The sequence below is a fragment of the Nostoc sp. genome (assembly GCF_036918245.1).
GTDB lineage: Bacteria > Cyanobacteriota > Cyanobacteriia > Cyanobacteriales > Nostocaceae > Nostoc.
In genome coordinates this window covers 1-21974 of sequence record NZ_JBALEF010000014.1, presented here as the reverse complement: position 1 = coordinate 21974, position 21974 = coordinate 1, and the positions used below count along the sequence as shown (strand labels likewise).

Sequence of the window (21974 nt, the reverse complement as noted above, 5' to 3'; positions counted from 1 at the left end):
TCAGATGATGTCCCAAATCCTACAACCATTGGAAATACCTACACGACTGGATTTCCCTAGGATATTATCATGTCATTTTTCTTGCGTTTACCCTGGATTTAGCAAAAACAAATTTGCATTACCCGATACTCCCAATTTCCCGAAAATATTCGATGAGTTACCACCAGTAACGCGAGAAAAGATATTTGTTATTCCCTCTGGATTGGCAAAATAAACACCTCGACCTTCACCGATGTTAAAATCTTGAAAACTGTGAAACAGGTTAGTACCACGAGCCGCACCGCCCTCGATGCGGTCATTGTTTGGATTAATAGGAATGACTTGCGATCGCTCCTTTCCCAGGCTGTTATCAGGAGTTAACTGAGCAAAAGCAGGATGAATAGAAACTGCAATACCTGCCACACATCCTAGCCATCCTGTGACAGCAAACCACAAAATTTTCACTATTTCTATTCTCTGTACTATTTCTATATTCTTTCACTAGCAATTTTCTGGAGGTATTCAATTCGTTGCTGAATCTTTTTTTGATCTACGCGATCACCGATAAGCATTTCGGACTGCGCCAGGTCTTTAACTAAAGTTGCCCCAGTTTGGCCCAGTTTACCATTACCAGTTGCTTTTAGTGCTTCTTCCAGGGCTTCATACCACAGTTCATTTTCAGTATAATAATTTATGCTTTCTGGAATGCTAGTAAATCGATTTTTAGCAAGTGATTGAGGATTGATAACGGTAAATTCTGCACGTCTAATAATCGTATCGTTTTCGCAGTCAATTGCAATTTGCCATAAATATGTTTTACCAACTGTGAGTTCGGGGTATTCGAGGGGAAGTTTTAGTTTGTTAATCCCGACTGTTGTGGGTATTTCTTTAACTTGACCAATTTTTTTAACTGTCTTGGCTGAATCAAATTCATACAGTCGGAATCGCGCATTTTGGGAACTTGACATATACCAAGCTAACATTGGACGTGTGGAAGCGGTTTTACCGATAAATGTCTGAGGTGCAAGCTGCGTCAATGGTATACCGCTAGTTGAACATCCACGCGAACCACCCGGACGAGAATTTCCACTGGCTGGTTTGCGATCGCGTGGTTTAAACTGGGCAAATGCCGGGACTGCAGTTATCAGGAAAACTGCTCCTACAAACAAGCTTGTAAGTCTATGCTTATTTTGCCAAAATACGAAATGTTGATGACTCATGGTAAATGCTGTTGATTGTATGGTGATCTCAAACTATTGCAGAATTCAGAATTCTGGCGATTAACGCCTTTATTCTTTCTTAAAATTCCTTCATAGGTGTCCAACTAAGTTCGCATATAGTTCCACGTGGAGAAAGCGATTCGCGGCGAAACTCTCCTCCTAATTGTTTAGCAAGCATTTTAAAATGTTTTGTGCCTTTATTTTCTAGTTTTGATTTAATGCCCGAACCGTTATCTTTCACAGATAAATTGTATTTATTTGCACTATAAACACCTGATGCTTGAACACGCTTAACTTCTTGAGCGTGTTTACCAACATTACATAGAGCTTCTTCCAAAAACAGACATATTCCCCGTTTGTGTTCTATACTTAAATATTTATCATCAATCGGTTCAAAATTGCGAGTTTTAACTTTTAATGTTTGAAAATGTTCAAAATCTTTACGTTCTAATGTACTTGAATAAACTTCATATAATAAATCGTGCAAAGGTCGTTTCAATTCGAGTATTAATCCGCTACCTAAACGTAAACTCTCTTCTGTGGTTAATGCTTCGAGTTTGAGAAATTCGCCAAGTTCCCGAATTTCTCGATCGAGTTTTTCAAATTGCCCAACTAGTTGTTCGTAGGGAATATCTTTAGCACGCAGATGCTTTAATCCATAAGCAAGAGTTTGCAAAGGGCCATTATGAATTACGGTAAAAGTGTGTTGAATTGTATTTTGACGTTCGTTAATTTGCGATCGCAAGAATTTATCATGCTGGTAAAACGCAAAAGCACTCAAGCCAAGCCCATTTACAGTTAAGATCAGCAAACCAGGTGCTACCGGAATCCATATACCCCACACCCACAACATCATATACCCGCAGCTAAACAGAGCAAATCCAGCTACACCAACACTAAGTATATTTCTCCAAACAGATTGGGTAAGCCGTCCGATAACGATCGGCAGAAAACCCCAAACAAAGATCCATGCGTACTCTTCTATATCTCCCCAACTATGCAACATTGGGCGATTGTCGATTACACTACTAAGAATTTGACCGATCGCATGAGCGTGATAGTCAATGCCATAAATTTGACCGTTTAATTCTAAGTTTGCCAATGCAGATGTATAAAAAATATCGCCAGTACTCGTGTTGCGGTTGCCAACTAATATAATGCGATCGCGTAACAATTCTGCATCTACTTTTCCATTTAAAATCTCGCGCAGCGAGATAACATGAAAAGGCTTAGAAGTATTGCGGAAGTTCATCAAAATTGACAATCCGCCATCATCAACACCAACGTATCCGCCAAAATTCTGGGTGATTCGGGGTAATTCAATCCCCCGAAATCTGATTGTATTCGGGTCATTTTTTCCTGTTTCCAATTCAATTCCTTTAGCTTGGAAGTACTTAATAACTAACCGCAGTGCTAAAGAATATTTATCTTCGTTGATATTGTCAGGATTCTCAGGGTTTGTTGTAAATAACAAATAGCGTCGATTTTTGCTATCCTCATCATTAGGTAAATCGACAAACCCAACTCGTTCTGGTGGCAAATTCTGGGGTGGAGAAGTTGCTTCGGGTGGTAATATTTTTTGAATACCGATAATATTAGTATTCTGCTGCAACACCTGCGCGAGTTGTTTACCACCAGGTTCAACAGGAACATTTTTGAAGATATCCAGCCCAATAGCTAGCGGTTTATAAGTTTCCAGCTTGGTGAGTAACTCTGCAATCTTCTCATCTGGAATGGGATATTGCTTAACCCATTCAATATCCTTTTCATCGATACCTACAATTACTACACGTTCATCAAGTTTTTCTACCGGACGCAGACATAACATCCGATCGAAAAGCATCCATTCCCAAGATTGCATTCCTCCAGTTATACGTATCAATATCGCCATAAATAGTACCACGATTCCAGGAGGTGCAGCCTGTAACCACAATCCAAATTCTTGGCGAATGCGATTCCAGATTCTCCTGCTCATATCATGTCTAGATAATTAGTTATAATTCCCACAGTCATTGCACCCCCACACGCCAAATGCTTCACTTGATAAGACAAAGCGTAGCTTTGATTCTTTGGGGTTCTTCAAGTTTAATAAGTAATCAAACGGACATAATCTCATCTCGCTTTTTCCCGAATTAAATTTTCCCGAATTAATCAATTAAACCTTCATCACGGGAACGAATTTCAGTTTGAATTCGCATATTCTTACCACTTTGCTTGCAGTCTTCAGGATATACTCCCAACACATCTTGAATCTTCGTCCAATAAGTACGGACTGCTCGTTCTGATTTATACATTCGCTCAGCGATCGCTTTATCTGTCAAACTCTCTTCAAAAGCCAACCGTAACACCTCCAACCATTCTGGTTTGAGTTCGATTCCCGTTTTGATATCTTTGGTGTGAGTTGCACCATGAAGGGCCAAATTAACCCGCATTAGCATTTCATCTTCGGGTAATCCTTTATCTGCGATCGCAAATCCAGCTTGATGATTATCAATCTCGTGTTTGATCCGAATTAACGCCTTCACATAACTAGTTTGTACCATGAAATTCTGATGGGGATATTCTTGGAGCAAAGTTTGCAACAGCTTAATTCCGGTATCAATTTCTGCTGTCTCCCCTTGCCCATCGGGAATTGATAAATCCATCACAATCAGGTCAAAGTGGTGATATTGAAGTTGAGAAAGTGTCTCTTTTGCCGTCTGAGCCTTAATAATAGCAGCTTCGGGATACTGTCGACTTAAGACATCGAGCGTACCAGTTAAAATTAATTGGTGGTCATCTACAACAAGAATACCCAGCTTTTTTTCCACTGGTAAATATCCATAAACTTGATGTTCTTTTAAATTTACTACTACCATATTTTCACCCAAATTCAAAGTTTCCTTAAGCTTTATGAAAATTTCCTTTGTCTGTGACGTTTAGCTTGAGAGTCACGTCGCTTCTCTACGAGACGCTGCGCGAACGCTTTGAATTCAAAATTCAAAATTCAAAATTAATAATCCCCATAAATAAATTCCGGGGCTTGTATCCTTTGCGTTTTCGGTCATATCTTGTATTTTTTAGCCCTAACTCATGGAAGTATGCGCTTATTTTAATTGGAGATGAATTTTGAAGCTATGCAGAAAAGTGCAAACCTAGAGGTGCGATCTGATTTTGGATTCGGAATCATAACTAATTAGCCCTCACCCTAAATCCCTCTGCCAAACTTGGGAGAGGGACTTTGAAATTGGCTCCCTTTCTCCCAATTTTGGGAGAAGGGGTTGGGGGATGTAGTAAGATCCCGTAGGGTGGGCAAATTTTACGATTTACGATTTACGCAAGAGGTTTAATTTTTTCATCTCGGAACTGGTACTTGATTAATTACCGACGCAATTACCGCATCCATTTGTAAACCATCCAGCATCGCTTCTGGTTTCAATATGAGACGATGACGTAGCAACGGTGATGCAACTGCTTTTACATCATCTGGCGTTACAAAATCCCTTCCCGCTAACCACGCTAGGGCTTGAGATGTCTGCAACCAAGCACCGGTAGCGCGGGGTGATGCACCCAAAGTCAAATCAGGATATTGACGCGATATTCTCACCAACGCCAACAAATAATCAACGATCGCTTCTGATACTTTAACTTCTTTGACTGCTTGTCGTGCTTGCAAAATGTCGGCTACTGTTGCGATTGGTTTCAAACGGCTAATATCTAAACGTCGTGCTGCAAAACCCGCCTGACGATTGAGTAACATTTGCTTTTCAGCAGCTTGATCGGGGTAATCTACCACCAGCTTAAATAAAAATCTGTCTAACTGTGCCTCTGGTAAAGGATAAGTACCCTCAAATTCCAGAGGATTTTGTGTCGCAATTACCCAAAATAAATCTGGTAAAGGCAAACTTTCACCATCCAGCGTTACCTGCATCTCTTCCATCGCTTCTAGCAGCGCTGCTTGTGTCTTGGGCGGAGTACGGTTGATTTCATCCGCTAGCAGGACTTCGGTAAATATTGGCCCTTTTTTCAAAGTGAAATTGCGGCTATTCAAGTCAAAAATATTGGTACCAGTAATATCTGAAGGTAAAACATCTGGTGTTAATTGAATCCGGCGAAACTCCCCTTGAATTAACTGCGCTAACACTTTTACTAGTAGAGTTTTCCCAGTTCCCGGTACTCCTTCTAAAATTACGTGTCCACCCGCTAGCAGTGCTACTAAAAGTTGCTGTATTAAGCTAGATTGTCCGACAATTACTTGATTAAGACCTTGACCAAGACGAATTAAGATAGGATGTGTTTCGCTCATATTTTTTATTGATAAATAACCAACCCAGAAATACTATGAATAATTCCAAAAAATTAATTTTTAATTTTTAATTTTTAATTTCCCTAATGCTTCGCCATTTCCCCAACCAGCTTAACAGGTCTCGTTCACTGATGGGTTGTTTGCGAGATTGTAGCTTTAAAACTGCATCTAGTTCTGCTGCACTTGCACCTGTTTTTTGCATCCAGAAATCGATCAAGGCTTGACGTTCTAAAAGTACTTGCCCTAATCCCAAGGCTTTTTGAAGTTGTAGTTGTTCTTGCTTTCCCACCATTTCAACAACAAAGTTGGTGGTATCAGCTTTCTGCAACACCCCGGCTAAAGCTTGGATGTATGCCTCGCTATTATCTACAACTGGTGTATCTAAAGCTACTGGCTTGCCAAAGCGGCGATTCTGCGCCCAAACTAGCACTAATAGCAGGATACCTACCTGGATCAATATTGGAAGTAAAGGAGTTTTGGCAAAAAAGCTAGATAAATCTCCTTCGCTTTCTTTCTTCCTGACATCGGCATCTTTATAGCCGTGGATGTATTCATCGACAAAAACTGTGTTACTTTTTTCAGTAACCAAACTAGCTAAATACTTGAAATTACTTAAATAATCTTGGTAGGCGTTGGCAGCTAAATAAGGAGTGGTAGAAAAAATCACCTTTCCTTTTTTGTAATTTTCTTTCCAGACAACAGCACCAAAGCGATCGCCTAAATTAACTTGCTGGGAGTTAGCTTTTTTATCTCGTCTACGTGTATCAATTTTAATATCACCTTCAGGAGATTTTTGCATAGTGCTAAACTCTGCTTCTGTAACCCGCGCCTTCGCACCCAAAATTACCAAAGTATTCCCTTTCTCAACCCATTCCCGCTCTTGACTATCCAGTGTCGTTTCTCTGGGATAGCCGCCTACCTGTAGCAAGGTAACTGGGCTGTTCTCTGGCTGAATATCACTAAAAGGTTTTTGCCAGCGCTTAATAGAAATTCCCTGTTGTTGCATAAAAGCATACCAAGCACCATAGCCATCAGAGTTGCGGTTATAGGTAGAGCCAGCGTTAATTTTAGTATTATTGGGAGCCGCGAACAAACTAAGTAAAACGATCGCAGCGAGTGCGATCGCTCCCATCCAAGCAAGGCGATTTGGACGTTTCATTTTCGACTTTCATTGCCTTTGAATATCACTAGTGTTAATACTTACTTATTTTTCAAGCAAAGTCAAAATGCCCAGATTTTTGAGAATATCCTCTACCAAAATCAAAATGGCAGAGCCATGAGGGTTTTTCCACTCTGGAAGGTCATGAGTCCACTCAGCAACTTCAATTGGGTCAAGATGCCCAAAAGCTTGATAAACCTGCTGAATGATTTCTTCTTCCTTTTCACAAAGGTCTTCGTCTCCCGGATCGCGCAACAAGGAAACCGCTTTTATTTCTTGTATGTCCAAACCGTGATGACTTTCATTCACGTTGTCAGCTTCTTTAACAGTGACCAGAAAGAAAAAGGTACAGAGCAAGTAAATTTATTTATGGAAAAATAAAAAATGTATTTTGAGACGCACAGCGCAAGAAATACAGCACGGAGGCGGAGACACTCTGCCTTTGCTCCTTGTTACAGAGCAAGTAAATTTATTTATGGACTTGGTAAATGTTTGACTTTTGAATGCGTGACTTCCCTGTACCCCTGGGGGGAAGCAAGCTACGCGCAGCGTCCTGTAGGGAAGGGGTTGACTATTATATTAATGCGAATATACATCAGAATACAGGGGTAAAATACATTTTATACCTGGGTAACATACTTAGAAATAAATTACTAACCACAATAAGCCAGACTGCTTAATCCAGGAGTATTTACTAAGTCAGTGTTGACCATCCAACCATTACCAGATAATTCTCCAGGGAAACTTCTGGAGAGGTCGATTTCTACCCAAATGTAATTTTCAGATTTGTATGACTTAACGATATTACCTGTAACCAAGTTCACAAACACAATTGTGTTTGGATAAAGTGTTGTAATAAAAGGTTCTCTTGTACTTGGTTGGCGACGTATAATTTCCTGTCGTACAATTTTCCGACATACACTGCCAATAGTAGGTTTATTCCATAGGTTTTGAGCGTTGTTATTCGTCTGACAAAATTTCAGCGCAGCAGTTTGAATAAATCCTGAAGTCGGAGATTTTATTCTGACAAATCTATCTCCACTAACTGGTATATATGCTAAAGTAATCATTGTTTTTGCCGACAATATTCTGACAGCGTTGGATGATGTTGAAGGTTCTTTGAAAATGGGAGTATTTACTTTAGTTGCACGACAATTCGACTGTGAAGAATTAAAGGGAGTCTGTGCGGTTTGAGCAAATACAGGTACACTCAAAGCAAACGTAGCAATATTTACTAGAGTAAAAATATACAATAACTTCTGAAATTCCACGTTTTTTCCTTAATATCATTCACGAAAGACTATACATTAGATTCGGAACTTGTAAACTCTGATATTAAAAAAAACTACGGAAATGATTTTTAACTATTAGAATATCATATAATAACTTATTACTACTAATTAACAACTACGGGCAATCTCTTAATTATGAATCAATCCAATAATAGTGAAATAGTTGAACAGTTCGTTAATATAGTGATGGGGGTAAAACCTGGGAATAAACAACAGTATCCAAATCCATCAATAGCTACTATACAAGAACTAGATATCAGAGCCGCTTTAGTTTATACACTAGGGACTATCCTACAAATCTTAGTGATGATTCTCGTGTTACTAGGAATGGAAAAATTAGTATTGTTCATTGATAATAATGCTTCTTTTCCCACTTGGTTTAGTATTTTATTAACTGGATTATTTTTTGCTCTATTAAGTATCCGTTCTCGAATTTTTTCTCTTTTAGATAATACCCGTTCTCCTCAGACCTATGACCAGGTAATCAGACCAAGATGGTCTCCTCCACCATTAGTATTTCCCATAGTTTGGATGATAATTGCTGTTTTGCGGGTAATTTCTTCTGTATTGGTTTGGCAGCAAATGAATCACCAGTTTTTAGTGTTGCCTTTAATTTTGTTTGTGGTACATTTGGCTTTTGGGGATACTTGGAATACGATTTTTACTGTAGAACGGAGATTAGGTGCTGCTGTACCTGTAGTTATTTTAGGCCCTTGGTTATCTGCTGTAGTGGTGACGGCAATTTATTGGCAAACTAATCCTATAGCAGGAATGACTTTATCATTTTCTTGTGTGTGGTTAACTGTAGCTGCTGTGTTGGTATTTAGAATTTGGCAATTAAATGGATCTGAGCCATTGTATCCTTTAAAACTAACACTTGTGGATAAATAAATACCAAAAATTCACCTTGACATGAAAGCTAGGAAAAATATCACTTGACTTTTGATTACCGCATTCAACATACATAAAAAACGGTAGAGCAGTTAACAATCTACCGTTTTTTAAACTCTTTAAGGGAGTTAGCTTCTAAACCAATTTTATCTAAATCTTTTTTCTTAATCATAATCACAAGCATTGCCAAGTTCTAAATAGTGCCGAAAGTAACACCCTGTTGTTTGAGCCACTTCCGGTATGCTATAGAATAGCGATCGCTCGGTAAATGTACTTCTGCTTGCAAATCCAAAGGTAAGCGTCGGGGTTACTAGGACTCGACAATGGCAAGATGTGGTAGGTTGCATCGCCCCTAGAGTGAGAAAAGTCTATTTACCAGAGGGAAGCTTTAGTTCGATATTTAATTTGTTCCCTATTTCCAGAACATTGTTTGCAAAGTCTGTCATACCTGCGATCGGGGCAGCGATTACACTAGCAGCAGTTAGTAAAGCTAGTAGACGCTTTTTGAGTTTGGGTAAATTGCGTTCTTTTTCTGGCTTTTGAATTTCTACTTCTACATCATCAATATCAATGGTGATGTCATCGCGGATATCTGGTGGGAATTGGGCGGCAGTTTGGCGCAGGTTGCCGATTAGTTGCAGAATTTCGCTGATGTTTGCGCCGCTTGTTTGGTTGAAGTTAGAGGCTTGCTGTCTGGCGTTGTCTTTGACTTCGTTGGCTAAGTTGGCGATGTTTGCACCTTTGAAGTCATTTTGGATTTTATCACCTGCAACGTTATCGCCTTTGCCGAATTGATTGATAGTGTTAGACATAGTTTTTAGGGGTTTGTAATGGAGTTTTAGGAGTTGATGGGCTGGTAAGGCTTGCATAGCATAGGTTTGACCGTCATCGTCGCTAAATTCTACTTCGTATACTTCGGGGGCGAGAATTTCGACAATGGTTCCCACTTGACCTGCAAGGAGGTTATGTTCGGATAAGGGAGTTTTAAGAGCAACAATATCTAATAAATTGAATTTGTTTGGGGTCGCAAGCATGGGCATTACCTCAAAATATAGCAACTAACGAGACGGGGAAAATTTTCGGTGGGGCGGACGATCCAAGTTGTGCGAATGTTAGCAGTGTTTTGGTTGCGGGTAATGGGGAAATCGACGATATAGCGTTGACCATATTCATCTAACACGCTGGGAATTGCTTGATAATTTTGAATCGCATCTTCGATTAGCAGTTGCAGAATTTCTACATCATCGCTACCTAAATCTAGGATAGCGGCAAACAGTCTGGCCTTATGCTTTCCGCGATCATGTTGGGAGTTGAGGCTATAGTTTTGCAGTTTCTTGCGATCGATAAAGGCTAATTCAAAGTTAGGTAACTTCATCCAATTTTATTGCCTTCGACCTCATCGCCTGCAAAATTATCGCCTTCTCCATGTTGGTTAATGGTTTTAGAACGGCGATCGCTAACATTGACATTAACTGTAAAAGGTGAGTCATCTCTTTCTATATCAATAAATTCATCGCCTTTTGACTTTCTTTGACGTATTCCAATGTCTTCATAGCCATCTAAAAGTTGACGCAGATCAAGGTCTAATTTTAGTTTGCCGATAGAGGCGGATGTATTTGCTATTTACCTGCACGTTCCAAGTTTCCACATTGAGTCCGTCGGTTTGAGGTTGATTTCTATAATATTTATTGCGGATTAGTCGCTCAATGAGGGATGTTTTACCGACGCTGCCTTGTCCGATGAGCAAGAGTTTGGCTTCGTGTAATGGTCGAGTTCCACTTATGCGAATTTGCCTCCAGTAATTAGAAATCTCTTTTACATCTTTTGAATTAAGAATTTCTAATGGAATATGGATAATTTGGTTGTCACTAAGGTGAAGCTGCGTCAGATTGGTTAAATTAGCAAGCGCCTCTGGAATCTGGGTTATTTGGTTGTCACTGAGGTCAAGCTGCGTCAGATTGGTTAAATTAGCAAGCGCCTCTGGAATCTGGGTTATTTGGTTGCGACCGAGGTGAAGCTGCGTCAGATTGGTTAAATTAGCAAGCGCCTCTGGAATCTGGGTTATTTGGTTGTCAAAAAGATTAAGCTCAGTGAGATTGGTTAAATTAGCAAGCGCCTCTGGAATCTGGGTTATTTGGTTGTCAAAAAGATTAAGCTCAGTGAGATTGGTTAAATTAGCGATCGTATTTGGTATTTCAGTGATTTGGTTATTCCAGAGGTCAAGCTGCGTCAGATTAGTTAAATTAGCAATCGCATCTGGTATTTCAGTGATTTGGTTGTTAGAAAGGTAAAGCGTAGATAGATTGGCTAAGTTTGTAACTGCTTCTGGTATTTCCGTGATTTGACTTTCACCAAAGTAAAGCGTATTCAAATTGGTTAAATTAGCAATCACTTCTGGAATCTGGGTAATTTTATTGCCACTGAGGTAAAGCCGCGTCAGATTGATTAATTTAGCAATCGTCTCTGGAATCTGGGTTATTTGGTTGCCATCAAGGTGAAGCTGCGTCAGATTGGTTAATTTAGCAATCGCCTCTGGAATCTGGGTTATTTGGTTGCGACCGAGGTGAAGCTGCGTCAGATTGGTTAATTTAGCAATCGCCTCTGGAATCTGGGTTATTTCGTTGTCATTGAGGTGAAGCTGCGTCAGATTGGTTAAATTAGTGATCACCTCTGGAATCTGGGTAATTTCGTTGCCACTGAGGTGAAGCTGCGTCAGATTGGTTAATTTAGCGATCGCATCAGGTATTTCAGTTAGCTCTACTCGAATTAAGATAAGTTTCTCTAAATGTAGTATTTGCGTTACCACATCGGGAATGCTCTCTAAAGGATTGCCACTAATATCCAACTTATGCAAATTAGGCAAATCCAATAGTTCGAGTGGAAGCGTTTTTAAATTGTTGCCCGAAACCTTTTGGAGATAGCGGTCTCCTACTTCTTCATAACCTTCAACCTTCTTTCCCAAAATCAAAGACTCAAGCTGCTTCAACTTCCCAATTTCTACAGGTAACTCAGTCAACTCCTGCCCCGACAAGTCTAACTCTTGCCAACCCTCAGCCACGGCGCGATCTATCAGTACCAACAACTCATCCTGCGTCATAATTCTAAGGAGAAGGGTAAAAGGAAAGAAGATTGATAATAGACGATCTTAACTGATTAAAGAAAAATGCTAGACCATCACTTTTTGGCGATGGCGCTGACTTGTCAGTTCCCTGTTTGGGATATTGCGGATTTAGGCGATCGCACATATCTAAATTTGGTTTCTAACTATATCCGTGATTATACCTGCGATCAATTTTTGGCATTGTTTACAAAATCGAGCGATCGTAAGTCGGAAAAACTTCATCCACCAAAGATATGCAGTACGTTACGCTGGCGTGACAAAGCTAAATTGTTGCAATCATGGCGAACGCATTTGTTAATTTGGCGAACGCATTTGTTGATTTGGCGAACGCATTTGTTGATTTGGCGAACGCATTTGTTGATTTGGCGAACGCATTTGTTGATTTAGCGAACTCATTTGTTGATTTGACGAACGCATTTGTTGATTTGGCGAACTCATTTGTTGATTTGGCGAACGCATTTGTTGATTTGGCGAACGCATTTGTTGATTTAGCGATCGCATTTGTTGATTTAGCGAACTCATTTGTTGATTTGGCGAACGCATTTGTTGATTTGGCGAACGCATTTGTTGATTTAGCGATCGCATTTGTTACTTCGGCGTTCGCATTTGTTACTTCGGCGTTCGCATTTGTTATTTCGGCGTCCACATAACGCACCCTACTGGCGTTTCTCACAAGTTTGAGGGGAAGAAAGGGCAGAGGGGAAAAACTTACTGCAACTTCTCCCCTGCTCCTCTGCTCCCCTGATCCCCTGCTCCCCAATAATTAATCTTTTGTAGAGACGGTGATTTATCGCATCTTTGTGATGATTTATCGCATCTGATAAAACAACATTAACCATGAGTTTATTAACACCATAGATATTCCGCTAACCCGTAAGATGATTCAAAATCGGTTAAAGTATTTGGGTTTTGCATTAGGATTTACGCATAAAGATTCTCTAGAAAAATTGAGTGTAAAGTTTACTATTAACGCTGCCAATCATACATTAATCGTCCATGACGATCGCGCACAAGTTCCCATTCTCCATGACGATATCGTTGTCCGTGATAACGTATAGAGCGATAGCGTCGTCTATAATAATGTCGTCGATTACGCTGGCGTTGATAATAATAGTTTCCAGTTCGTTGCCGTCTATGATAACGTCGTCGAGTCCGTCTGTGAGCTAACAAAAACTCTTCACTTTGCTCTCCAACTAATTTTGTCTGTGCGTCAATACTCTGCTCATTGAGAACGTTATTTAGAGTATTTTCTTTGGCTTCAACCAAAGTAGGCGGATAAATGAAGGCTAATAACAGGAACACAATTGAGGATAGCTTTTTGAAACGGTTCACGTCTTTGCTTTTCCTAAACTATTGGTAATCATTTTATTTAATACTTAAGTTGAGCAATTATATAGTTCAGAATTCACAAATTTGAGTAACGCAAATGTAATTCAAAGTACATATAGCAGTTCCTATTCAGATGTAATACAACGTTATAGTACAATATGTAGGGGCACAGTAAACTGTGCCCCTACGGGTGGGTGTACCTTACTTGGCATTATATTGCTACAAGCTTTCAAAGCTGGCTATGTGATATTGACTTTTTCCCAGATATCAGACTCATCAATTGCCAGACTATGAGCTTCTCCCTCTCCTTGCTTGTTTTGAAAACTATAGTAGATTACAGGATATCCCCACCGATCAATTTCACTAACTTTCAAAATAGCACGCTCGGCAATAAGTCGCTGGTATAGTTGCTTTGTATTTTCAAGCATTTGTATTTGTGGTAAATGCAAGATACAAATATGATCGCCGACACGTAGCTCGTGCCAAGATTGATTTATTGTCATTTTGGAATTTTTTAGTGTATGTTGGTTTTCAGCCAGCATAACCTGTGAGATGAGTTTCAAAAATCCTTTCAAACAAAACCACCGAATAGTCAGTGATAGCATTATTAGTAAAAATTTTGAGTTTTATAAGCAATGGCATACATTCCAAAGGATGCAAACTGGTATATCGCTGAATTGGTAATCGAGTGTAAAGTTGAGGGAAATCCACATAATGTTGTTCATGTAAATATTGTTCTTGTCCATGCTTCTTCAGCAGAAGAGGCTTTTGAGAAAGCCGAAGAACTTGGTTATGAGAGTAACGACACATATCTTAATCCCAAAAATCAAACCGTAACTTTTACTTATAGAGGCTTACGGCATCTCGATGTGATTCATGATGAATTAGAACATGGTGGTGAACTGATGTTTGAAGAAAAAATTGGTATACGTGAAAGCGAGTTACAACAAATGCTGACTCCAAAATCTCAGCTAGCTATTTTTCGTCCGTTAAAACCAATAGATCCATCTAAGCCAGACTATAGGAGTAAAGAAATTATGGATGAAGTCGCAAAAATGATGAGTGGCGATGGTGTTATTGAAAGACTTTAAATGCTTCAGCCCAACAGTGCATTCGCCATTCTAAACCTTTACAGAGCTAACGTCATAAATACGCTGTTTGGGTCATCAATGTAGTCAGCAAAAGGGCCTCGATACTCGAACCTATGGCGTGTGTATAAGGCTCGTGCTGGGGCGAACTCTGGAATTGCCCCTGTTTCCAAATACAGGCGATGGTAAGCACGCCGTTCGGCTTCTTTTATAATGTGTTCAAGAATTTTTGAGGCGACACCCTTACGTCGGTGAGCCTTGGCGGTACGCATTGATTTGATTTCACCACTTTTTGAATCTAGTTCTTTTAGTGCCCCGCATCCGAGTAATTCCGATCGCTCCCAAGCTGTCCAGAAAGTAATATCAGGCGATTGCAATGCTTCCAAATCAAGAGCATGAACGCTTCCAGGCGGTGTAATCTCATGCATATTTTCGATATGCTCTCGCAGAAGGTCAGCAATCTTTTTACCTGTCAGGTCATCTGAGCGGATTTGCAATCGACTCATCTCCTTCATTTGCTAATAAATTCTACTCTATAGAACAAGCAAGATATGCTGAATCAATTAAGCACTGCTGTAGCAAAGAATGCTCTCGCTAGCCATAGTTAATTAGTTTTTTGCAGATTGCTAATTGTAAAAAATATTTCATCATCAGTGATCTGGCTATTATAATCAATGTTAATTTGAGTTGGATAACCAAGTATTGGATCGTATTGTACAGTCAAGTTTGCTGCTTTACGAATCAGCGCATCCCTGATGATATTAAATAGTTTAGGAATTGTATTATATTGTTGAAACAATTCTGCCTCAGCTGGCTGTTTAGTTTCTTTATAAGTAATAGAACTTGTGACTCGATTACGTACTTTAATAATCACTGTTTCTGTGGCTTTAGGTAAACAATTGCAACTTCTAGTGAATTCATAGCGATAGTTAGAGATTTTTTGCCGTCTCCATAATCGGTAATTAATCTTAAATTGTTCTAAGGCTAAACTACTAGGCGCGGGTGTTTTGGCTACCTGTATAGGAGGAGGTTGAGATATTACAGGTGCACTAAAACCTAAAGATGCCACTAAAATAGCACTAATTGCAATTGGTAAGCGCATATAAATCCATTCTTAACTCCAACTGCTCACTTTAACGTAGCTTCAAGATGATTGCCAAAACATTGAAATTATTTGTGACACTCAAAGCTGGTATGGGGATTTTCAGCTTCATTGGCGATCGCAATGTGGATAATCTGCTTGAGGGCTGCTTCGAGAGATAAACCAATGTCCACAGCGAACATTCTAAAACTTTATTCCATAAAAAGAATCAACCAAACATTTGATAGGTGTCGTGTTAGTTATTACCTGGTTGCAATTCATCTCCTGTTAAGTCTTTCCTGCAGAACGCTGCGTTAACCACTGTGACGGGATTCCTCTGACTCCATTAAGATAGATTCAAGTTCCCAGGAGCAATATCTCCTGAACATGGGTTTAGATTTTGGAAAAACCTTTTGTTCTTCACATCGGGTTATCAGCTGTATATGTTTTCTGAAGTTAAAAAATGTCTCATGTTAGCCGTACCTTTGGCAGCAGCACAACTGGCTCAATCTGCAACTGGTTTTGTAGATACGGTAATGATGGGCTGGTTGGGAAGTCAAACCATTGCATCTGGAGGTTTGGGAGCTGTTATCTTTAGTTTTTGTCTGTTGATTGTTGCTGGTATCGTTTCTGCTGTCAGTCCGTTAGCTGCCCAAGCATACGGAGCCGGAAATAGAGAAAAAGTTGGCACAATTGTCCGGCTTGGACTAGGGATATCTCTGGTACTAGGAATACCAATTACATTGCTGCTTTACAATGGAGGTGCTTTACTACTTTTACTAGGACAGGATGCTAACACAGTAGCACTAGCAGAGATTTTTTTAAGGGCGATCGCACTGGGTTTTATTCCTGCTTTAGGCTTTGCAGTACTTAAAAGCTTTCTTTCTGCTCTATTGCAACCGCAATTAGTGATAGTGACTGTGGTTTTGGGTACTCTGTTCAACATCACAGCTAACTATGTGCTGATGTTTGGCAAACTGGGATTCCCGGCGCTGGGTTTAGCTGGTATCGGTTGGGCAAGCACGCTTTCACTTTGGAGTATGTTTGTTGCTTTGACAGTTTATATATGTAATCAGCCTCGCTTTGCAGTTTACGGTATTTTTCGACCTTCGTCTCACGAAGCCTTTCCTCTAGACGATCGCCGGATCATTGGCGAGATTTTTCAGGTTGGATTGCCCATCGGGGGTCTAATTGCAGTTGAAGCCGGACTGTTCACTGTTGTCACTTTCTTGATCGGACAATTGGGAACAAATGCCCTTGCTGCCCATCAAATTGCTTTACAAACAATTTCGATGTCATTTCAGATGGCACTAGGCATTTCTCTAGCGACAACAATTCGTGTTGGACAGTTAGCCGGACAAAATGACCTAGTTCGCACTCGTCTAGCTGGATATGTAGGCATTGCGATTGCAGGTTTATCTATGGGTGTAGTAGCCATTGCATTTTGGCTAGTACCAAAGTCGATTATTTCTCTTTATATTGACATCAACAATCAGAACAATGCAGATGTGGTTGCCCTGGCGGTGAAATTGCTAGCAGTCGCGGCAATTTTTCAAATAGTTGACGGTGTGCAAGTTACTGCCGCAGGAGCATTACGCGGACTCAAAGACACTCGAATCCCGATGCTGATTGGCATTTTTGCTTATTGGTGTGTTGGTTTATTCACTGGTTATACTTTTGGGATCTCGTTGGGGTCTGGAGCTATTGGTCTTTGGTGGGGATTGGCTATTGGTTTAGCGATCGCTGCAATAATCCTAACTTGGCGGTTTAGCACCAGGAAAACTAATAACTGATAAACACAGATGAAGCTAAAGGGAAAAGTCCTCAAGCAACTAAATTATAGTGACTTAGGTTGAATGGAAAAACAAATCTCAGGTAACGGATTAACTAAAGTTCAGGTGCTGATTATGGCGATCGCATCTGGTGTGTGTGTTGCTAACGTTTATTATAATCAGCCAATTCTTAAAGATATTGCATCTTCTTTTCAAGTTAGTGAAGGTGAAGCGGGTAGCATATCTGTGCTTTCGCAAGTTGGTTACGGTTTTGGGCTTTTCTTTTTAATCCCCTTGGGCGATAAAATCAACAAAAAAACATTAATTCTTTCCTTACTTATATGTTTGTTCTGTTTGTTGATATTCATGACCTTTTCACAAAATATCGTCGAGGTTTGGATATTGAGCGTAGCAATTGGAATTACAACAGTCTCCGCTCAGATTATTCTTCCCTTAGCAGCAAGTATAGATAGAGTAACTACAGGTCAAACTGTAGGCAGTATTTTTAATGGTATATTGATTGGAATTTTAGGAGCAAGGGTTTTTAGTGGATATATTGCTGAATACTTGAGTTGGCGTTATGTATATGGATTTTCCGGAGTAATGATTTTAATTGTTACTGTCTTGCTCAAGATTTACTTGCCTAATGTAAATAATCAATACACTGGTGATTATTTTGATTTATTAAAATCAACGCTTCAACAATTAAAACGTTTTTCCTTATTGAGAGAAGCATCTTTAATTGGGGGATTAATCTTTGGTGTCTTTTGCTCATTTTGGACAACCTTGACTTTCCATCTAAGCGGAACACCTTTTAACTTTCAATCTGACACAATTGGGATGTATGGCTTTGTGGCGATCGCAGGTGCATTAATGGCACCAATTTTCGGGAAATTAGCCGATAGAGGTAATTCCCAACGTTCCTTAACTATTTCTGTATCCCTGGTGATTGCAAGTTTAGTAATTGCTAAAATTGCTTCTAGTTCAGCGCTGGCGATCACTGTTGCTGTATTGTTACTAGATGTAGGTGTACAGGCAATTCAAGTCACCAATGTTGCCAGAATATATACTCTTGATGCTCAATCTAAGAGTCGCATTAACACACTTTATATGACTACCTATTTTATTGGTGGTGCTGTAGGTACTAGTATTGGTCTATTATGCTGGCATTTTGGTGGCTGGAATTTGGTGACTTGGCAGATGTTAGTTTTTACTTTGCTTGCATTTATTGTTATAGTCAAACCCAAAATCACTACAGCAAGCATAAATAAATAATAAATAGACCTCTTGCATAAATCAAAAATAAAGAACCCCACCCCGCATTTGAGTAAAGCAAACGCTCCTCTCCCCTTGGTAAGAGACTAGCCCCTACCGCGTGGTCTATTTACCTGAAAATAGCTGTAAAACACTGGTGGACGTGGTTGATTTTGCACGATAAGCGAGATGATTTTTGTCCTCACGCAGAGATGCAGTTTGCGGATAATGCAAAGAATCAGAGATCGCACCAAAGTATATATGCAAGTTGTCTAGCTTTATTGTTATCCCAAGTCAATTTCGGTGCTGCAACAAGCAAGGAAACTTATTCTGAAATTTTCAGTAAATAAATTAGAGTTTGTGGTAAAACTTTTTGTTCAAAGTAACCAATAAAATGCTTGTATTATTTTATACAAAATTAAATAGTAATAACAGATCATACATAAATGTAGTAAAAATCTTGACAAAGTATTTTTATTTTGCCAAAACATTTATATCAACTATTACCTATTGATAAGCATTACGTCATTTTCCAACTCAAGGGAGAATGCATACGCATTTTTACTTAATTTTATCCTGCTTAGTTTCATTTACTAAGTATTATCTCTGTCTTCATTCCTTTACCAATGAGACTATATGAGCATTCGCTTGTTCCCTATTCCTTTAAGGAAAATAATCCGCTTTTCTATGCTCGCTCTAGCTACGACCGTAGCACTTACAACCGTTGAACCTAGTCGCAGCATTACATCTGGGTATCAATGGGATCATGTCTCTATAGGGGGAGGAGGCTATGTTACTAATATTTATCTGCATCCTTTAGAGCGGAATTTAGCCTACATTAAAACCGATATAGGTGGCTTCTATCGTTGGAATTCGTTAGAGAAGAGATGGATTCCATTAACAGATTCCTTTGGGTCTGATAAAAGTAACTACTACGGCGGAGAAGGATTAGCGCTTGACCCTAACAATGCAAATGTTATCTATATCGCAACAGGCAAATATACTGGGGCTGGCTTAGGAACAATCTTCAAATCGACCAATAAAGGTCAAACCTGGAGCAAACTGAACATAGATTTGCCAATGGGTGGCAACGAAACTAAGCGATGGACGGGGGAAAGGCTGGGAGTTAATCCATTTAATTCTAATATCATCTTCTTTGGTTCACGTTTGGATGGGCTATGGAAGTCGGTGAATGCTGGTCAAACATGGAAGAAAGTAAGTTCTTTCTCTGGAAAACCCAATGCATATATTGGTATTACAGGAATTTTGTTTAGCAAAAAGAATTCTGGCTTGGTTTATGCAAATGCCTATGGAGACGGGATATATAAGTCTACCGATACAGGTGTTACCTGGAGCAGAATAGCCAAAAGCCCATCAAAAGTAAATCGAATGGCGCTTAATAGCAATGGAGTTCTGTATGTAACGCACACATCAGGAGTTAGCAAATATGCAAATGGGGCTTGGAGCAATATTACGCCAACTAACATCAAAACTATTTCATTTAATGGGCTTTCTGTAGATCCCAATAACTCTAATCACGTTTTAGTTACTTATGACCAATACCATGAAAGTACTAATTACTCTAGAGTCTTTCAATCTACCGATGGTGGAACTACATGGCAACAGAAAAGCCATTCATTGAATCCTCAAGTCCCTTGGTGGCCAAACTGGTATTTTGCTTCTGCGGCCTCAGCGATTGAATTTGACCCAAATATTGCTGGCAAAGTTTGGTTAACAGACTGGTTCGGAACCTGGCAGACAGACAATATCAATGCTAACAAGCCTACCTGGTCTAACTATGAAAAAGGACATGAGCAAACAGTTGCTTTTGAACTCATCTCACCTCCAAAAGGCTCACTATTGTTAAGCGGTGTGGCTGATGTAGAAGGCTTTAATCATGGACAGAAATTAGATACTTACCCATCTACTCAATTGGGTGGTAGTAACGGCCCTTGGTATCAAGAAACATACAGCATTGCCTACAGTGAAAAAGATCCCTTACGCATGGTACGCGTTGGCGGACATCGAGGGTTCAATATCTTTACAGGAGGAACTTCCACAGATGGCGGACATACCTGGAAAAACTTTTCCTCCTTTCCGCAGAACACTATGCCACTACGGGTAGCTATGTCTGCAAGTAATCCAAATTTGTTTGTAGCGATCGCCAGCGAGAAACAACCTATACGTACAACTAACGGTGGAGCTTCTTGGAGTGGAGTATCGGGTTTACCCAACGGACCCAAGGGGCCGTGGTACTGGGGTCAACCATTGGCATCAGACAAAGTAAATGGCAATATTTTTTACTACTATAACGGTGGCAAAGTCTACCGCAGTCAGGATGGAGCGGCATACTTCAGTATTGTCAACTCATCACTTCCTAGCGAAGATTGGTCTATGCTCAAAACAGTTCCGGGGGTGAGTAGCGAAGTTTGGATAAGTCTCAATTCGAATGGGCTTTATCGTTCAACAAACGGTGGTACGAAGTTTGCCAAAATAGCTGGTGTGGAGAAAGCTTATTTATTTGCCTTTGGCAAACCACAAACAGGAAGTACAGTTCCAGCACTATATTTATATGGCAAAATCATTGGTATGGGAGGAGGAATTTTCCGTTCTTTGGATAGAGGGCAAACATGGACAAACATCTCTAATCCTCTAAATCCCATCGGCAATGTCCCTAACGTGATGGAAGCTAGCAGACAGCAATTTGGGCTAGTCTTCATTGGCACCGACGGTAAAGGAATCTACTATGGAAAACCAAATTAATATAATTTCTCACTTCCCTCCGCCTCCTTTACGCCTCTGTGGTTCGCTAAATAAATTACTGCCACCTCATACTCATACGCACTCAACCAATCTTCACGAGTCGTAATATCCCTAACTTTCAACTTGAAACAGAGATTTTGGATTTGTTCTTAGGACAGCATTTCATTAATTCATAGCAAATTAAATTTGGCAATACCTTGCAATGCCAATGCATCCCAATACAATGTTAATGCGTCCCTCTGCAATGCCATTGCATCCCAATACAATGCCAATGCGTGCCCCTGCAATGCTATTGCATCCCGATACAATGCCAATGCGTGCCCCTGCAATGCCATTGCATCCCGATACAATATTAATGCATTCCCCTGCAATGCCATTGCATCCCGATACAATATTAATGCATTCCCCTGCAACGCCAATGCATTCCCCTGCATTAAAAACGCTACGCTTTTACGCAAAACTGTACTTAGCTTTTCTTGCAAGCCTTTACATAAATAACAGCCGGGTTTACTGTATAAAATGAATTGTATTTCAGTTGTTGCAAGAAGTTATAAGTTTAAGATAACGTAGACGCTTTGGCTTGCCGCAGGCTACCGCAAAGGGTGCAAAGGAAGAGAGATGAGAAGAGAAGGGTTTGATGTGGGTGAATAGTGCGAATCGTTGGGTAGAAACTAGCCCTGAAATGGGCAGAAGATTACCCGCAAAGGTCTGAACCTTGACAACTTGATAGCCATGCAGGT

The 21974-nt window shown here is 39.9% G+C and carries 25 protein-coding genes and 1 pseudogene; 7 read left to right on the top strand and 19 right to left on the bottom strand.

Annotation, left to right across the window (positions count from 1 at the left end; translation table 11 throughout):
- Window positions 1-93: 93 nt before the first annotated feature.
- The 8 genes and pseudogenes from V7L12_RS02610 to V7L12_RS02575 all read right to left on the bottom strand — a co-directional run.
- Window positions 94-402 (bottom strand): annotated as a pseudogene (locus tag V7L12_RS02610) (two-partner secretion domain-containing protein); the annotation flags it as partial.
- 65 nt (window positions 403-467) lie between these two features.
- A complete protein-coding gene (locus V7L12_RS02605; RefSeq protein WP_335081885.1) occupies window positions 468-1199 on the bottom strand; it encodes a DUF928 domain-containing protein in 732 nt (243 codons plus the stop codon).
- 79 nt (window positions 1200-1278) lie between these two features.
- Window positions 1279-3174 carry a sensor histidine kinase gene (locus V7L12_RS02600; protein ID WP_335081883.1) on the bottom strand — a complete coding sequence of 632 codons (1896 nt, stop codon included), beginning with the start codon at window positions 3172-3174 and terminating at the stop codon, window positions 1279-1281.
- Between the two features lie 172 nt (window positions 3175-3346).
- A complete protein-coding gene (locus V7L12_RS02595) occupies window positions 3347-4057 on the bottom strand; it encodes a response regulator transcription factor (RefSeq protein ID WP_335081881.1) in 711 nt (236 codons plus the stop codon).
- Between the two features lie 476 nt (window positions 4058-4533).
- A complete protein-coding gene (locus V7L12_RS02590) occupies window positions 4534-5484 on the bottom strand; it encodes an AAA family ATPase (RefSeq protein WP_335081879.1) in 951 nt (316 codons plus the stop codon).
- A 67-nt stretch (window positions 5485-5551) separates the two neighbouring features.
- Entirely contained in the window at window positions 5552-6643 is a 1092-nt protein-coding gene (locus tag V7L12_RS02585; RefSeq protein WP_335081877.1) for a DUF4350 domain-containing protein, read from the bottom strand.
- A 45-nt stretch (window positions 6644-6688) separates the two neighbouring features.
- Entirely contained in the window at window positions 6689-6952 is a 264-nt protein-coding gene (locus V7L12_RS02580) for a type II toxin-antitoxin system antitoxin SocA domain-containing protein (RefSeq protein WP_335081874.1), read from the bottom strand.
- Between the two features lie 344 nt (window positions 6953-7296).
- Window positions 7297-7914, bottom strand: coding sequence for a hypothetical protein (locus V7L12_RS02575; protein WP_335081872.1), 618 nt, complete (start codon window positions 7912-7914; stop codon window positions 7297-7299).
- A 156-nt stretch (window positions 7915-8070) separates the two neighbouring features.
- Between V7L12_RS02575 and V7L12_RS02570 the strand changes: the two genes are divergently transcribed.
- Window positions 8071-8826 (top strand): TspO/MBR family protein, encoded by a 756-nt coding sequence (locus V7L12_RS02570; RefSeq protein ID WP_335081870.1) that lies wholly within the window; start codon window positions 8071-8073, stop codon window positions 8824-8826.
- A 164-nt stretch (window positions 8827-8990) separates the two neighbouring features.
- On the opposite strand, the gene V7L12_RS02565 is transcribed toward V7L12_RS02570, so the two are convergent.
- From V7L12_RS02565 to V7L12_RS02545, 5 genes are all read right to left on the bottom strand, one after another.
- On the bottom strand, window positions 8991-9173 hold the full coding sequence (locus tag V7L12_RS02565) for a hypothetical protein (RefSeq protein WP_335081868.1): 183 nt from the start codon (window positions 9171-9173) through the stop codon (window positions 8991-8993).
- 21 nt (window positions 9174-9194) lie between these two features.
- A complete protein-coding gene (locus V7L12_RS02560; protein WP_335081865.1) occupies window positions 9195-9860 on the bottom strand; it encodes a DUF4926 domain-containing protein in 666 nt (221 codons plus the stop codon).
- 5 nt (window positions 9861-9865) lie between these two features.
- Window positions 9866-10201 (bottom strand): DUF6883 domain-containing protein, encoded by a 336-nt coding sequence (locus V7L12_RS02555; protein ID WP_335081863.1) that lies wholly within the window; start codon window positions 10199-10201, stop codon window positions 9866-9868.
- Entirely contained in the window at window positions 10188-10316 is a 129-nt protein-coding gene (locus V7L12_RS02550; RefSeq protein ID WP_335081861.1) for a hypothetical protein, read from the bottom strand. The genes V7L12_RS02555 and V7L12_RS02550 overlap by 14 nt, the downstream gene beginning before the upstream one ends.
- An 86-nt stretch (window positions 10317-10402) precedes the next feature.
- A complete protein-coding gene (locus tag V7L12_RS02545) occupies window positions 10403-11923 on the bottom strand; it encodes a leucine-rich repeat domain-containing protein (RefSeq protein WP_335081859.1) in 1521 nt (506 codons plus the stop codon).
- A gap of 66 nt (window positions 11924-11989) precedes the next feature.
- On the opposite strand from V7L12_RS02545, the gene V7L12_RS02540 reads away from it, so the two are divergent.
- Both V7L12_RS02540 and V7L12_RS02535 read left to right on the top strand, forming a co-directional pair.
- Window positions 11990-12334, top strand: a complete 345-nt coding sequence (locus V7L12_RS02540) for a hypothetical protein (protein WP_335081858.1) — start codon at window positions 11990-11992, stop codon at window positions 12332-12334.
- Between the two features lie 38 nt (window positions 12335-12372).
- A complete protein-coding gene (locus V7L12_RS02535; RefSeq protein WP_335081855.1) occupies window positions 12373-12597 on the top strand; it encodes a hypothetical protein in 225 nt (74 codons plus the stop codon).
- A gap of 316 nt (window positions 12598-12913) precedes the next feature.
- On the opposite strand, the gene V7L12_RS02530 is transcribed toward V7L12_RS02535, so the two are convergent.
- Both V7L12_RS02530 and V7L12_RS02525 read right to left on the bottom strand, forming a co-directional pair.
- Window positions 12914-13279 (bottom strand): hypothetical protein, encoded by a 366-nt coding sequence (locus tag V7L12_RS02530; RefSeq protein WP_335081852.1) that lies wholly within the window; start codon window positions 13277-13279, stop codon window positions 12914-12916.
- A 236-nt stretch (window positions 13280-13515) separates the two neighbouring features.
- A complete protein-coding gene (locus tag V7L12_RS02525; protein WP_335081850.1) occupies window positions 13516-13779 on the bottom strand; it encodes a hypothetical protein in 264 nt (87 codons plus the stop codon).
- Between the two features lie 132 nt (window positions 13780-13911).
- Between V7L12_RS02525 and V7L12_RS02520 the strand changes: the two genes are divergently transcribed.
- A complete protein-coding gene (locus tag V7L12_RS02520; protein ID WP_335081848.1) occupies window positions 13912-14367 on the top strand; it encodes a DUF4288 domain-containing protein in 456 nt (151 codons plus the stop codon).
- Window positions 14368-14405: 38 nt separating this feature from the next.
- Here V7L12_RS02520 and V7L12_RS02515 read toward each other — a convergent pair whose 3' ends face one another.
- Window positions 14406-14870: a GNAT family N-acetyltransferase gene (locus V7L12_RS02515; protein WP_335081846.1), complete on the bottom strand. Its 465-nt coding sequence runs from the start codon at window positions 14868-14870 to the stop codon at window positions 14406-14408.
- Between the two features lie 98 nt (window positions 14871-14968).
- On the bottom strand, window positions 14969-15466 hold the full coding sequence (locus tag V7L12_RS02510; RefSeq protein ID WP_335081844.1) for a DUF6174 domain-containing protein: 498 nt from the start codon (window positions 15464-15466) through the stop codon (window positions 14969-14971).
- A gap of 422 nt (window positions 15467-15888) precedes the next feature.
- On the opposite strand from V7L12_RS02510, the gene V7L12_RS02505 reads away from it, so the two are divergent.
- The 3 genes from V7L12_RS02505 to V7L12_RS02495 all read left to right on the top strand — a co-directional run bounded on the left by V7L12_RS02505 (window position 15889) and on the right by V7L12_RS02495 (window position 21234).
- Window positions 15889-17238 (top strand): MATE family efflux transporter, encoded by a 1350-nt coding sequence (locus tag V7L12_RS02505; protein ID WP_335081842.1) that lies wholly within the window; start codon window positions 15889-15891, stop codon window positions 17236-17238.
- A gap of 63 nt (window positions 17239-17301) precedes the next feature.
- Window positions 17302-18492 (top strand): MFS transporter, encoded by a 1191-nt coding sequence (locus V7L12_RS02500; RefSeq protein ID WP_335081839.1) that lies wholly within the window; start codon window positions 17302-17304, stop codon window positions 18490-18492.
- A 666-nt stretch (window positions 18493-19158) separates the two neighbouring features.
- Entirely contained in the window at window positions 19159-21234 is a 2076-nt protein-coding gene (locus tag V7L12_RS02495) for a hypothetical protein (protein ID WP_335081837.1), read from the top strand.
- A gap of 170 nt (window positions 21235-21404) precedes the next feature.
- On the opposite strand, the gene V7L12_RS02490 is transcribed toward V7L12_RS02495, so the two are convergent.
- Together V7L12_RS02490 and V7L12_RS02485 are read right to left on the bottom strand one after the other, a co-directional pair.
- Window positions 21405-21668 carry a hypothetical protein gene (locus V7L12_RS02490; RefSeq protein ID WP_335081835.1) on the bottom strand — a complete coding sequence of 88 codons (264 nt, stop codon included), beginning with the start codon at window positions 21666-21668 and terminating at the stop codon, window positions 21405-21407.
- Window positions 21669-21765: 97 nt separating this feature from the next.
- A partial coding sequence (locus tag V7L12_RS02485) for a hypothetical protein (RefSeq protein ID WP_335081833.1) occupies window positions 21766-21974 on the bottom strand: 209 nt, incomplete at its 5' end.

What these genes read in the sequence shown, in the direction of transcription:
- V7L12_RS02500 (WP_335081839.1), top strand. Translation starts at nt 17,302, where the DNA reads ATGGAAAAACAAATCTCAGGTAACGGATTAACTAAAGTTCAGGTGCTG.
- V7L12_RS02515 (WP_335081846.1), bottom strand. Translation starts at nt 14,870, where the DNA reads ATGAGTCGATTGCAAATCCGCTCAGATGACCTGACAGGTAAAAAGATT.
- V7L12_RS02520 (WP_335081848.1), top strand. Translation starts at nt 13,912, where the DNA reads ATGGCATACATTCCAAAGGATGCAAACTGGTATATCGCTGAATTGGTA.
- V7L12_RS02565 (WP_335081868.1), bottom strand. Translation starts at nt 9,173, where the DNA reads ATGCAACCTACCACATCTTGCCATTGTCGAGTCCTAGTAACCCCGACG.
- V7L12_RS02510 (WP_335081844.1), bottom strand. Translation starts at nt 15,466, where the DNA reads ATGCGCTTACCAATTGCAATTAGTGCTATTTTAGTGGCATCTTTAGGT.
- V7L12_RS02605 (WP_335081885.1), bottom strand. Translation starts at nt 1,199, where the DNA reads ATGAGTCATCAACATTTCGTATTTTGGCAAAATAAGCATAGACTTACA.
- V7L12_RS02525 (WP_335081850.1), bottom strand. Translation starts at nt 13,779, where the DNA reads ATGACAATAAATCAATCTTGGCACGAGCTACGTGTCGGCGATCATATT.
- V7L12_RS02540 (WP_335081858.1), top strand. Translation starts at nt 11,990, where the DNA reads ATGCTAGACCATCACTTTTTGGCGATGGCGCTGACTTGTCAGTTCCCT.
- V7L12_RS02495 (WP_335081837.1), top strand. Translation starts at nt 19,159, where the DNA reads ATGCTCGCTCTAGCTACGACCGTAGCACTTACAACCGTTGAACCTAGT.
- V7L12_RS02505 (WP_335081842.1), top strand. Translation starts at nt 15,889, where the DNA reads ATGTTTTCTGAAGTTAAAAAATGTCTCATGTTAGCCGTACCTTTGGCA.
- V7L12_RS02590 (WP_335081879.1), bottom strand. Translation starts at nt 5,484, where the DNA reads ATGAGCGAAACACATCCTATCTTAATTCGTCTTGGTCAAGGTCTTAAT.
- V7L12_RS02490 (WP_335081835.1), bottom strand. Translation starts at nt 21,668, where the DNA reads ATGCAGGGGAATGCATTGGCGTTGCAGGGGAATGCATTAATATTGTAT.
- V7L12_RS02545 (WP_335081859.1), bottom strand. Translation starts at nt 11,923, where the DNA reads ATGACGCAGGATGAGTTGTTGGTACTGATAGATCGCGCCGTGGCTGAG.
- V7L12_RS02560 (WP_335081865.1), bottom strand. Translation starts at nt 9,860, where the DNA reads ATGCTTGCGACCCCAAACAAATTCAATTTATTAGATATTGTTGCTCTT.
- V7L12_RS02585 (WP_335081877.1), bottom strand. Translation starts at nt 6,643, where the DNA reads ATGAAACGTCCAAATCGCCTTGCTTGGATGGGAGCGATCGCACTCGCT.
- V7L12_RS02570 (WP_335081870.1), top strand. Translation starts at nt 8,071, where the DNA reads ATGAATCAATCCAATAATAGTGAAATAGTTGAACAGTTCGTTAATATA.
- V7L12_RS02600 (WP_335081883.1), bottom strand. Translation starts at nt 3,174, where the DNA reads ATGAGCAGGAGAATCTGGAATCGCATTCGCCAAGAATTTGGATTGTGG.
- V7L12_RS02595 (WP_335081881.1), bottom strand. Translation starts at nt 4,057, where the DNA reads ATGGTAGTAGTAAATTTAAAAGAACATCAAGTTTATGGATATTTACCA.
- V7L12_RS02550 (WP_335081861.1), bottom strand. Translation starts at nt 10,316, where the DNA reads ATGACTCACCTTTTACAGTTAATGTCAATGTTAGCGATCGCCGTTCTA.
- V7L12_RS02555 (WP_335081863.1), bottom strand. Translation starts at nt 10,201, where the DNA reads ATGAAGTTACCTAACTTTGAATTAGCCTTTATCGATCGCAAGAAACTG.